12 protein-coding genes are annotated in these 12,242 nt (G+C 52.7%); 5 read left to right on the top strand and 7 right to left on the bottom strand.

Annotation, left to right across the window (positions count from 1 at the left end; genetic code table 11):
- Window positions 1-26 precede the first annotated feature (26 nt).
- Window positions 27-581, top strand: coding sequence for a glutathione-regulated potassium-efflux system oxidoreductase KefF (gene kefF, locus J1778_RS20035; RefSeq protein ID WP_217174655.1), 555 nt, complete (start codon window positions 27-29; stop codon window positions 579-581).
- Window positions 574-2,427: a glutathione-regulated potassium-efflux system protein KefC gene (gene kefC / locus J1778_RS20030; RefSeq protein ID WP_217174654.1), complete on the top strand. Its 1,854-nt coding sequence runs from the start codon at window positions 574-576 to the stop codon at window positions 2,425-2,427. Before kefF ends, kefC begins: the two co-directional genes overlap by 8 nt.
- A 53-nt stretch (window positions 2,428-2,480) precedes the next feature.
- Here the strand turns inward: kefC and J1778_RS20025 are convergent, their stop codons facing one another.
- Window positions 2,481-3,095: a LysE family translocator gene (locus J1778_RS20025; RefSeq protein ID WP_217174653.1), complete on the bottom strand. Its 615-nt coding sequence runs from the start codon at window positions 3,093-3,095 to the stop codon at window positions 2,481-2,483.
- 105 nt (window positions 3,096-3,200) lie between these two features.
- Here J1778_RS20025 and J1778_RS20020 point away from each other — a divergent pair, with 105 nt between their 5' ends.
- From J1778_RS20020 to folA, 3 genes are all read left to right on the top strand, one after another.
- Entirely contained in the window at window positions 3,201-4,010 is an 810-nt protein-coding gene (locus J1778_RS20020; RefSeq protein ID WP_217174652.1) for a threonine/serine exporter family protein, read from the top strand.
- The gene (locus J1778_RS20015) at window positions 4,007-4,471 is read left to right on the top strand and encodes a threonine/serine exporter (RefSeq protein ID WP_217174651.1); all 465 of its coding nucleotides are present in this window, start codon (window positions 4,007-4,009) and stop codon (window positions 4,469-4,471) included. Before J1778_RS20020 ends, J1778_RS20015 begins: the two co-directional genes overlap by 4 nt.
- Before the next feature lie 268 nt (window positions 4,472-4,739).
- Entirely contained in the window at window positions 4,740-5,225 is a 486-nt protein-coding gene (gene folA / locus J1778_RS20010) for a type 3 dihydrofolate reductase (RefSeq protein ID WP_217174650.1), read from the top strand.
- Between the two features lie 73 nt (window positions 5,226-5,298).
- Here the strand turns inward: folA and apaH are convergent, their stop codons facing one another.
- The 6 genes from apaH to lptD all read right to left on the bottom strand — a co-directional run bounded on the left by apaH (window position 5,299) and on the right by lptD (window position 12,170).
- Window positions 5,299-6,153, bottom strand: coding sequence for a bis(5'-nucleosyl)-tetraphosphatase (symmetrical) ApaH (gene apaH / locus J1778_RS20005; RefSeq protein WP_217174649.1), 855 nt, complete (start codon window positions 6,151-6,153; stop codon window positions 5,299-5,301).
- Between the two features lie 5 nt (window positions 6,154-6,158).
- Complete coding sequence (gene apaG, locus J1778_RS20000) at window positions 6,159-6,536, bottom strand: Co2+/Mg2+ efflux protein ApaG (protein WP_095924618.1); 378 nt, start codon at window positions 6,534-6,536, stop codon at window positions 6,159-6,161.
- A gap of 4 nt (window positions 6,537-6,540) precedes the next feature.
- Entirely contained in the window at window positions 6,541-7,368 is an 828-nt protein-coding gene (gene rsmA / locus J1778_RS19995; RefSeq protein ID WP_217174648.1) for a 16S rRNA (adenine(1518)-N(6)/adenine(1519)-N(6))-dimethyltransferase RsmA, read from the bottom strand.
- A gap of 5 nt (window positions 7,369-7,373) precedes the next feature.
- Complete coding sequence (pdxA, locus tag J1778_RS19990) at window positions 7,374-8,381, bottom strand: 4-hydroxythreonine-4-phosphate dehydrogenase PdxA (protein ID WP_217174647.1); 1,008 nt, start codon at window positions 8,379-8,381, stop codon at window positions 7,374-7,376.
- A complete protein-coding gene (surA, locus tag J1778_RS19985; RefSeq protein ID WP_217174646.1) occupies window positions 8,371-9,666 on the bottom strand; it encodes a peptidylprolyl isomerase SurA in 1,296 nt (431 codons plus the stop codon). Before surA ends, pdxA begins: the two co-directional genes overlap by 11 nt.
- A 125-nt stretch (window positions 9,667-9,791) precedes the next feature.
- Window positions 9,792-12,170, bottom strand: coding sequence for an LPS assembly protein LptD (lptD, locus tag J1778_RS19980; protein ID WP_217174645.1), 2,379 nt, complete (start codon window positions 12,168-12,170; stop codon window positions 9,792-9,794).
- Between the last annotated feature and the right edge of the window lie 72 nt (window positions 12,171-12,242).

The following is a 12,242-nucleotide window of genomic DNA, read 5'->3' as shown; positions in this document are numbered from 1 at the left end:
CATATTTTGTCGATATGAGTTCACTGATGATTTTAATAATTTATGCCCATCCCTATCCGCGCCATTCAAGAGCCAATCAGGGGCTGCTGTCGGCAGTCAGTGATTTGCCCGACGTCGAAGTGCGCTCGCTCTACGACCTCTATCCCGATTTCAATATCGATATCGCCGCCGAACAGAAAGCGGTTGAACGCGCGGATCTGGTGGTCTTCCAGCATCCGATCCAGTGGTACAGCCTGCCGCCGCTGATGAAGCTGTGGATCGACAAAGTGCTAGAGCACGGCTGGGCCTACGGTCATGAAGGCAATGCGCTGAACGGAAAACATTGCCTGTGGGCGGTGACGACCGGTGGCAACGAGCACCATTTCGAACTGGGCGATCACCCTGATTTTGATGTGCTGGCGCAGCCGCTACAGGCGACCGCGATTTATTGCGGCATGCACTGGCTGCCGTATTTTGCCGTTCATAACACCTTCATTTGTGACGAAGTTGCGCTGAAGGCGGCGGGCGAAGAATACCGCCGTCGTCTGACAGCATGTCTGAGCCTGAAAGAAGGCTGTCCGCCGGAGGTGAGTCTTGGATAACCATAACCTGATGATTGAGGGGCTGATTTATCTCGGCTCGGCGGCGCTGTTTGTGCCGATTGCGGTGCGTCTGGGTCTGGGTTCCGTACTCGGATATCTGATTGCCGGTTGCATTATCGGTCCATGGGGACTGAAGCTGGTGTCAGATGCGGAGTCGATTCTGACCTTTGCAGAAATCGGCGTGGTGCTGATGCTGTTTGTCATCGGGCTGGAGCTGGATCCTAAACGGTTATGGACTATGCGTGCTTCGGTCTTTGGCGGTGGCAGCATCCAGATGGTCGGCTGCGGCGTGGTGCTCAGCGCGTTCTGTTATTTCCTCGGGCTGGACTGGAAAATCGCGTTGCTGATTGGCCTCACGCTGGCGCTGTCCTCAACGGCCATCGCCATGCAGGCAATGAGCGAGCGCAGCCTGACAGCGTCACCGATTGGACGCAGCTCGTTCGCCGTGTTGCTGTTCCAGGATATCGCCGCCATCCCGCTGGTGGCGATGATCCCGTTACTGGCAAGCACCGGTGAAGCGACTACGCTGATGAGTTTTGGCCTGTCGGCGGCAAAAGTGGCCGGTGCGCTGGTGCTGGTTATTCTGCTCGGACGCTATGTCACGCGGCCATTACTGCACTTCGTGGCGCGCTCAGGCATGCGTGAAGTGTTCAGTGCCGTTGCGCTGTTTCTGGTATTCGGTTTCGGCATCTTGCTGGAAATGGCTGGCATGTCGATGGCGATGGGCGCGTTTCTGGCTGGCGTATTGCTGGCAAGTTCTGAATACCGTCACGCGCTGGAAAGCGATATTCAGCCATTCAAAGGCCTGCTGCTCGGCCTGTTCTTCATCGGCGTCGGGATGTCTATCGACTTCGGCACGCTGGTCCATCAGCCATTACTGATTGCCACATTGCTGATCGGATTTATGGCGCTGAAAGCCGCTTTGCTGTGGCTGATTGCACCCTGGCTGGGTGTGCCGAAAAAACAGCGTGGCCTGTTTGCCATTCTGATCGGACAGGGCAGTGAATTTGCCTTTGTGATTTTCAGCACTGCGCAAATGGCCGGCGTGTTGCCGGTGGAATGGTCAAAGGCGCTGACGCTGGCCGTTGCACTATCCATGGCGGTGACGCCATTGCTGCTGGTACTGTCCGCGCGGCTTGAACGTAATGCGCCAAAAGATGATCGTCCGCAAGACACCATTGATGAAGAAAATGCGCAGGTAATTATCGCCGGGTTCGGGCGTTTTGGTCAGATTGCCGGTCGTCTCTTACTGGCAAATAACGTGCATACCGTGGTTCTTGACCACGATCCGGACCACATCGAAACGCTGCGTAAATTTGGTACCAAAGTATTTTACGGCGATGCCACGCGCGTTGATTTGCTGGAATCGGCAGGGGCTGCGCAGGCCAAAGTGCTGATTAACGCCATTGATGATGTGGAAGCAAATCTTCAGCTGACTGCGCTGGCGAAAGAGCATTTCCCGAATCTGAAAGTGATTGCCCGTGCGCGTGATGTCGATCACTGGTATCAGCTGCGCCAGTTAGGTGTCGAAGCGCCGGAGCGTGAACTGTTTGAAGGTTCGCTTCGTGTCGGTCGTGATGTGCTGGAAGCGCTGGGGCTGGATGCCTACGAAGCCCGCGAGAAAGCCGATCTGTTCCGCCGCTATAACCTGAAAATGCTGGAAGCGACTATCGAGAATTACGAAGATACTGAATTCCGCATCGCCAGTATGCAGCGTGCGAAAGATATGCTGACGGCTGCCATCGAGCAGGATCAGGTTCGTCTGGCTTCCGGTCAGCAACAGGGCTGGCGCGGCAGTATTGACGGAAAAGCCCCGGAGAAAGAGGTGATTGAAGCGAAGGGGTAAAAGACTTAAACAGAAAACCGGTGCCTGATGCACCGGTTTTTTTCTTTCAGAACTCAGCTCAGTGCGACTTTAATACCTAAACCAATCAGCACGCCACCCAGCAGCTTATCGATAATTTTTTGCGCTTTTGCCAGACCGCGACGAACCGGCGGACTCTGGATCAGTAATGCCAGTGACGGCCACCAGATAGCGGATAAACCAACGATAATCGAGGCATACCACAGCTTCTCGCCAAGGCTTGAGTTGATCTGCAAAACCTGGGTGAACATCGCCAGGAAGAACAGCGTTGCCTTAGGATTCAGCAGATTACACAGATAACCCTGCACGAACGCCGTACGCAGTTTCACCTGCTGCGGTGCCAGCCCGTCGAGATTCATTTTACTGTTGCTGCGTGAAAATAAGGCCTGAATACCGACCCAGATCAGATAAGCCGCACCGACATATTTCAGCAAATCGAATAACCACGGCGTGGTGGTGATCACCACCGCCAGACCCGCCACGCAGTAAGACATATGCGTGATCACGCCACAAATCACACCCAGTGACGTCATGAGTGCAGCGATGCGCGGATAGCGGGCCGCATTTTTGATGACCAGAAAGAAATCAGGGCCGGGAGAAAGCATGCCGAGGAAGGCAATACTGGCAACAAAAAGGGTGGTTTCAAGCATGAAAATAACCGTCGTCAATGTTCAGAACAAAAGAAGGCGGCATGATACGCCAATCCCCGGTAAGTTAAATCACTCTTATTGCTTTTTTTGCGGGCGGTGAATGGTATGCAGGATCCGGTCATAGAATACCCGGTGCGTGAAAGCCCTGAGGCGCATCATCAGCGTGAAATTACCCGGTTGTGCATCGAATGTGCCCTGATGCTGTTGCAGCATGGCGCGGAAAGTATGCTGGTCGAACAACTTTCGGCCAGGCTGGGTATCGCGCTGGGAATGGACAGGGTTGAAAGCTCGATCTCTGCCAATGCCATTGTGCTCAGCACGCTCAGCGGTGGTTACTGCCTGACGTCAACGCGTAAGAATGTCGATCGCGGGATCAACATGCAGGTGGTGACGGAAGTTCAACATACGGTGATCCTGGCCGAGCATAAACTGCTCGACAGCGCGCTGGTGGCAAAGCGCCTGCAAAAAATCCAGCCGCTGCGCTATCCGCGCTGGCTGATGGTGCTGATGGTGGCGCTATCCTGCGGGTGTTTCAGCAAGCTTAACGGCGGCGGATGGGATGCTTTCATCGTGACCTTTTTAGCCAGCGGCGTCGCTATGGCCGTACGTCAGAGCCTCACTGCGCAACACATGAATCCGCTGATCAACTTTTGCTGTACCGCCTTTGTGGCGACGTCCATTTCAGGGCTGCTGTTGCGGCTGGGCATTTTTGAACAGTCATCAAACGTCGCAATGGCCGCCAGCGTGTTATTGCTGGTGCCAGGCTTTCCGCTGATTAACGCCGTGGCGGATATGTTCAAGGGACATGTGAATACCGGGCTGGCACGCTGGGCGATGGCAAGTTTGCTGACGCTGGCAACCTGCATTGGTGTGGTCATGGCAATGGCGTTTTGGGATTTGCGGGGTTGGTCATGAATCTTTTATGGGCACTGATCGAGGATATGCTTTTTGCCGCGGTGCCTGCCCTGGGCTTTGCAATGGTATTTAATGTCCCGCGCCGGGCATTACCCTATTGCGCACTGCTCGGCGGGCTCGGCCATGGCACCCGGATGTTACTTATTCATGGCGGGATAAACATTGAGTGGGCGTCCCTGCTGGCGGCTTTACTGATTGGCATTATGGGTATTCGCTGGTCACGATGGTTACTGGCCCATCCTAAAGTTTTCACCGTTGCCGCCGTTATACCCATGTTCCCCGGAATATCAGCCTACACGGCGATGATTTCCGTGGTAGAGATTTCACACCTTGGGTATAGCGAGGCATTGCTGTCGACGGCGCTCACTAATTTTCTGAAAGCCAGTTTTATCGTCGGGGCTTTATCTATCGGATTATCATTACCGGGATTGTGGCTGTACCGTAAACGCCCCGGTGTGTAAGGGTTGTTGTACAACACAGCGATACAGGACGAAATGCAGTTTAACAGTTCAGCATTTTCGACTGAATTACGGCGAAAGCTTCCGGCTTTTGACCACTCTTTCGGGTCTGAGCTGGCACTTTTGACGGGGAATATCCCGGCAGGGTTAACGCTCTCTTATATCTTTGTAAAGCGCAGGTCTTCCTATCGACGGCTGATAGGGCTTTCCGTATAGTGTCAGCTCTTTTTTCGGGTCACGCTCCAATTCCTTTTCTACACAGGGCTTCACAATGATTATTAGCCTGATCGCCGCACTGGCGACCGATCGCGTTATTGGCATGGAAAACGCTATGCCTTGGCATTTACCCGGTGATCTGGCCTGGTTCAAGCGTAATACGCTGAACAAACCTGTCATCATGGGACGCAAGACGTTTGAGTCAATCGGACGCCCATTGCCTGGCCGGCTGAATATCGTCATCAGCTCTAAACCGGGCGAGCATGAAGGCGTGACCTGGGTAACGTCCGTTGACGCTGCGCTGGCGGCTGCCGGAGATGTGGAAGAAGTGATGGTGATGGGCGGGGGCCGCGTTTACGAGCAGTTGCTGCCAAAAGCTAACCGCTTATACCTGACTCACATCGACGCAGAAGTCGAAGGCGACACGCATTTCCCTGATTACGAGCCGGATGACTGGGAAAGCACTTTCAGCGAATTCCATGATGCGGATGAGCAGAACTCCCACGGTTATTGCTTCGAAATTCTGGAACGCCGCGCCTGATCTCTGATCAGTCCAAAATAAAAAAGGCACCCTTTGAAGGTGCCTTTTTGCTGTCTGAATGTTGACGATTGAGTTAAATCGCTTTCGGGATCTCAGACTGCTCTTTTTCACTTTGGCGTTTTGACGGCTGCGTGAAGTAGGTTTTATCTTCCCAGCGTAACATCGTCAAATCTCCGCCCCAGCAACAGCCGGTATCGAGTGCGTAAATACCTTCCGGTGCGCCTTTTCCTTCCAGTGACGCCCAGTGACCAAACGCAATGCTGTAACCCGCTTCCTGTACCGGACCCGGAATATCAAACCAGGGTTTGAGAGGTTTTGGCGCGCTTTCCGGCACATCTTTGCAAATCATATCCAGCTGACCGTTAGGGAAACAGTAGCGCATACGGGTAAAAGCATTGGTACTGAAACGCAGGCGTGCCAGACCGGAAAGCTCAGGGTGCCAGTTGTTTGGCATATCGCCATACATTGCATCCAGAAATAGCGGATAGGTATCGCTGCTCAGCACGGATTCCACTTCACGGGCGCACATCTGCGCTGTTTCGAGATCCCACTGAGGCGTGATCCCGGCGTGCGCCATGACCAGCTTCAGTTCCTCGTCTACCTGCAACACCGGCTGGCGTCGCAGCCAGTTGATCAGCTCATCAGCATCCTCGGCTTCAAGCAAAGGCGTGATGCGATCTTTCGGTTTGTTAAAGCTGATACCGGCGTAAACCGCCAGCAGATGCAGATCATGGTTACCAATTACTATGCGAACCGAGTCGCCCAAACCGCTGACAAAACGCAGCACTTCGAGAGAGGATGGACCGCGGGCAACCAGATCACCGGTCAGCCACAGGACATCATTTTGCGGATCAAAATCCACCTGCGCCAACAGCGCCTTGAGTTCATCGATGCAGCCGTGAACGTCACCAATAAGATATGTCGACATGAGGATTAATTTATCAGCGTAGGGATGGCGAGGCGGAAGACCGGAACAGGCACACGGAAGGATTCACCGTCTTGTGCGACCATTTCATAATGGCCTTCCATCGTGCCCAGCGGCGTTTCTAAAATCGCGCCGCTGGTATAGTGAAATTCATTGCCAGGCAGGATCAGCGGTTGTTCACCGATAACCCCTTCGCCCTGAACTTCTGTCTGACGGCCATTACTGTTGGTAATCAGCCAGTAACGGCGAAGCAGTTGCACATTAAAACGCCCCAGATTGCGGATGGTGATGGTGTAGGCGAAGACAAAACGTTCTTCTTCCGGTATCGACTGTGACTCAACGTAGATACTTTGCACCTGAACACAAACGCGGGGCGAATTAAGCATAACGCTACTCCTGAAGTTCCGGGGTTTTAGGTCGTGTAGACAACCAGTTAGCCAGTTTACAGAATTGCTCTACAGAGATATTTTCAGCACGCATGCTGAGATCTAAGCCCAGTTCGGTCATTTGCTCTGGTGTGAACAGGTGGCCGAGGCTGTTGCGTATTGTTTTACGACGCTGGTTGAATGCATCGGTGGTCAGACGGCTCAGAATACGAATATCCGGTACCGGGTATGGGATCACTTCATGCGGCACTAAACGAACCACAGCGGATTCCACTTTAGGTGCTGGTGTGAAGGATTCTGGTGGAACTTCCAGAACCGGGATCACGTTGCAATAATATTGCGCCATCACTGTTAAACGACCATACGCTTTGCTGTTCGGACCTGCAACCAGACGGTTTACCACTTCCTTCTGCAACATAAAGTGCATGTCTTTGATGGCATTGGTATAGGTGAACAAATGGAACATCAGCGGCGTAGAGATGTTGTAAGGCAGGTTACCAAAAACGCGAAGTGGCTGACCGAGTTCCTCAGACAGTTCGCCGAAATTGATTTTCATCGCGTCAGACTGGATGACACGCAATTTGCCCTGAAACTTAGGATTGTTTTCCAGACGCGTAGCCAGATCACGGTCGAGTTCGATCACCGTCATGCTGTCCAGGCGTGAAGCGACAGGCTCAGTTAATGCCGCCAGACCCGGACCGATTTCAACGACAGCCTCGCCCGGCATAGGATGAATGGCCGATACGATGCTATCGATAACAAACTGATCGGTTAAGAAGTTTTGCCCAAAACGTTTACGGGCAAAGTGACCTTGGTGGACTCTACTATTCATTGTTGTTATTTATCGTTGCTGTTATTTGCCATGTGAATGGCGAGATTTATTGCTGTCTTGAAACTGCCCGCATCGGCGGTGCCGGTGGCGGCGAGTTCAAGGGCGGTACCGTGATCAACGGAAGTCCGGATAAAAGGCAGGCCAAGCGTGATATTCACTGCGCGACCGAATCCCTGATATTTTAGCACCGGAAGGCCCTGATCGTGATACATCGATAAAACAGCATCGGCATGTTGCAGATATTTAGGCTGGAATAACGTATCAGCGGGCAGCGGGCCGATGAGATTCATCCCTTGCTGGCGCAGTTCGTCCAGTGCAGGAATGATAATATCGATCTCTTCGTGCCCCATGTGGCCACCTTCGCCAGCATGTGGATTCAGACCACAGACATAAATTTGCGGCGCGGTAATACCAAATTTGGTTTTCAGATCATGATGCAAAATGGTGATGACTTCATGCAGACATTCGCGGGTAATCGCCCCCGGCACTGCCAGCAAAGGCAAGTGGGTGGTCGCCAGCGCAACGCGCAATTCTTCGGTCGCCAGCATCATCACAACACGGTTGCAATGGCTGCGGTCGGCGAAGAACTCTGTATGACCGATGAAGGGGATACCGGCATCGTTGATAATGCTTTTCTGAACCGGACCGGTTATCAGTGCGGAAAATTCGCCGCTGATGGCACCGTCGCAGGCACGCGCCAGCGTTTCTACCACGTAGGGCGCGTTAGCCACATCCAGTTTACCGGCTGTCACCGGTGCGGCGAGTTTAACCGGTAAAACGGTCAGTGTGCCTGCTGCCTGAGGCTCTGGCGGCCGGCCTTGCTGATAATCGCGCAACTGAATACTCAGTCCCAGTTTCTCAGCACGTTCAAGCAGTAAGGCCGGATCGGCACATACCACTAACTCAACAGGCCATGCCTGCTGAGCCAGAGCGAGTACCAGATCCGGCCCAACCCCGGCTGGCTCGCCGGGGGTGATGACCACAGATTTTGTCACGGAAGTATTATTTTCCATTACCATCCATAATTTTCACATACGCTTCAGCACGTTGTTCCTGCATCCACGTCTGAGCTTCTTCCGCAAATTTGCGGTTGAACAGCATGCGGTAAGCACGTTCTTTCTGTGCTGCATCTGTTTTATCGACCTGACGGGTATCCATCAGTTGGATCAGGTGCCAGCCGAACGAGGAGTGAACCGGTGCGCTCATTTCACCTTTTTTCAGGTTCATCAGTGCATCACGGAACGCCGGATCGTACATGTCTGGTGAAGCCCAACCTAAATCGCCGCCCTGATTGGCAGAGCCCGGATCCTGAGAAAGCTGTTTAGCTTCTTCAGCGAAGGTTGCTTTGCCGCTCTTAATATCCGCAGCCACTTGTTCCAGTTTTGCGCGCGCCTGTGCATCGGTCATTACCACTGAAGGTTTCAGCAGAATGTGACGGGCATGAACTTCAGTGACGGAAACGGTTTTGTTATCACCACGGATATCGTTCACTTTCAGGATATGGAAGCCTACGCCTGAACGGATCGGACCGATAACCTGACCTTTCTGCGCGGTGCTCAACGCCTGTGCAAACAGGGAAGGCAGTTCCTGCAATTTGCCCCAGCCCATGTTGCCGCCTTTCAGCGCCTGGGAGTCAGCAGAGTAGGTGATAGCCAGTTTGCCGAAATCCGCACCATTGTTCAGATCAGAGACGATTTTCTTCGCCAGCTGTTCTGCAGAATCAACCTGATCCTGCGTCGGGTTTTCCGGTAATGGCAACAGGATGTGGCTGAGGTTGAATTCAGCACCGCTGCCGTTTTGCGCAGCAACCTGTTTGGCCAGCTGATCCACTTCCTGAGGCAGGATCGTAACGCGACGACGTACTTCGCTGTTACGCACTTCGCTGATGATCATTTCTTTGCGGATCTGAGCACGGTAGGTGCTGTAGTTCAAACCGTCATACGCCAGACGGCTGCGAAGCTGATCAACGGAAATGTTGTTCTGCTGGGCGATACCGGCGATGGCTTTGTCGACATCCTGATCGGTTGGCGTGATCCCCATACGGGTCGCCATCTGCAACTGGATCTGATCCATGATCAGACGATCGAGGATCTGGTGACGTAACGTCGCATCATCCGGCAGCTGTTGTTTAGCCTGCTGTGCCTGCTGTTTAACGGAATTAAACAAACCATCTACGTCACTTTGCAATACCACGCCGTTGTTCACGACGGCAGCAACTTTATCAACTTCCTGAGGGGCAGCAAACGCAGTGCTGGCACAAAGCGTCACGCCGAGGAGAAGTGTTCTCCAGTTCTTCATACTTTTTCCATTTGTCTAATCCGCAAGCGCGGGTTTCAAGTTCACTGAGTTCGTAGTGTCTTCACTAAATCAGCCCTGTCCGCACGAAATTACGTGCAGACAGGAAATCAAGAGTGTTGTCGGGCTTAGAAAGCTCGCTGATATGGCAGTATGCCGGTGGCCAACATTTCTTTTGTTCCGAGGGTTTGATTGTTCCCCAGGCCTCTAAGTTCAATATTGAAACCAATCTTATTGTCATACTTACTTTCGGACTTGGTCGTGTCGTAGTTGGTGATCTTACGTTCGTAACCGACATTGATTGCCCAGCAGCAGGTATTGTATTGCAGGCCGATTAACTGATCGGCGCTCTGCTGTGCTTTGGTATCGTAATAATACGCACCCACGATGGCCCAGCGGTCGGCAATCGGCCAGCTGGCGATACCGCCGACCTGAGAAATACCGTCCTGATATCCCGGGTTGGTAACCTGAGGTAATGTCGCCTGAATATATTCCGGGCTGGCATAACGGTAGCTTAACTGAATCATTTTTTCTGAATCAGCACGATACTCAAGGACTGCATCGCCCAGCGCCAGTGCATCAAGACGGGTGTCATATTGCACACCGCCGCGAACGCCCCAGAAGTTATTGATTTTGTAATAAGTGTCACCCGCCCAAACCAGGCTGCCGGTGTCATCACTTTTATCCAGCACGCTGTTCTGATCGCCAGTACGCGGCGGCTGGAAATAATAAATCTGTCCGGCAGAGGCGTTGAAACGCTCTTCCAGATTTTCGTCGTAAATACGGGTGGTTAAACCACTCGCCACCTGATTGGCAGAAGCGATTCGGTCAAGACCACTGTAACTTTTATCGCGGAACAGACCGGTGTAGTCGGACTGCAACAACGTGGAGTCATAGGTATTGATCGAGCTCTGGTTACGATACGGAATGTACAGGTACTGCACACGCGGCTCGAGGGTCTGGGTGTAATCACTGTTCCAGTCCATCGTGCGGTCAAACACCATTTTGCCGTCGGTTTTAAACTCTGGCATAACGCGGTTCACGGATGAACGTAGTTTGGTGTCCGGGTTCGCATCATAATAGGCGTCCGGAATATCCTGCTGATAGTGGGTAGCCATCAGCTTGACTTCGTTATCCAGACTGCCCCAGCCATTACTGAGCGGCAGGCTGAGCGTCGGTTCGAAGTGTGTACGCACCGCTTCCGGGTTATCCGGGTTCACGCTGGTGAATTTCACCGCCTGACCGTAAAGGTGCAGGTCGAACGGACCCACATCGTTTTTATAGTAGTTAATGTCCAACTGCGGCTGAGCACGGTAAGCATTGCTGTTACCGTAATCAGAGAAGACCTGGAACTGTTTACTCGCCAGCGTGACGTCCCAGTTCTGATTTGCATAACCTACGCTGAATTTCTGCGTGGAATAGCCATCGGTACTGGAGCCGTATTTCGAATCGAAATCGGTGAAGTAGTAAGGATCACTGACTTTGGTGTAATCGACGTTGAAACGCCACACCTGATCGTAAACACCCGCATGACGCCAGTAGTACATCCAGCGTTTGGTGGTGTTGTCACTGGTACGGCCTTCGTCCTTCAGGAACTGATCGTCGATCTCCTTATCATTGCCCAGATAATCGAACTCCATCAGGCCTGCACCGGCGACGGTGAGATAACGGAATTCGTTCTGCAGCTGCAGACCACGATTACTCATGTAGTTTGGTGTGATCGTGGCGTCGTAGTTTGGCGCAATGTTCCAGTAATAAGGAACCGTCAGGCCGAAACCATTGTTGCTGCTGTATTTAGCGTTAGGAATAAGGAAACCCGAACGGCGCTTATCCCCAATCGGTAACTGCATATACGGGCTGTAGAACACCGGAACCGGGCCGATATGGAAACGTGCGTTCCAGATCTCAGCCACTTCTTCCTGGCGGTCCTGAATCACTTCTGAACCGACGACGCTCCAGCTGTTATCACCTGGCAAACAGGTGGTGAACGTGCCGTTATCCATGATGGTGTAGCGGTTATTGTCACGCTGCTTCATCTTGTCAGCCTGGCCACGACCCTGACGGCCAACCATCTGATAGTCACCATCCTGAACATCAGTGTCTTTCGTGGTCAGGTTTGCAAAGCCTTTCGGGCCCTTCAGCTTGATTTGATTATCGTTATAACGCACGTTGCCGGTCGCTGTGGCGGTTCGGGTCGGCGTAGGCTGATTAGGATTCGCGATTTGATTGAGCTGAACCTGATCAGCATCCAGCGTGCTATTTCCCTGAACAACGTTAACGTTGCCGCTAAACAACGCGCTGTCGGGATAATTGCCTGTCGCCTTATCGGCATTAATAGTGACAGGCAGTGAGTTAGGATCACCCTGCACTAAAGGTTTGTCATAGGTCGGAACGCCGAGCATACATTGTTCTGCGAGATCGGCCATTGCGCCGTGACTGTACAATACTGACCAGATTGTGGCGGCCAGCATTGTCGGTAAGCGTGTTTTCAGACGTCTGTTTTTCATACGTAAAATGGTGTTCCGTCATCAGAGGCATCATGCCGGCAAACGGTCAGAGACTATCTCACTCATCATGGT

It is taken from the genome of Rahnella bonaserana (assembly GCF_019049675.1).
In the GTDB taxonomy this organism is placed as follows: domain Bacteria; phylum Pseudomonadota; class Gammaproteobacteria; order Enterobacterales; family Enterobacteriaceae; genus Rahnella; species Rahnella bonaserana.
Note: the sequence above shows the minus strand (reverse complement) of the source record. Positions and strands in the feature narration are given on the sequence as shown.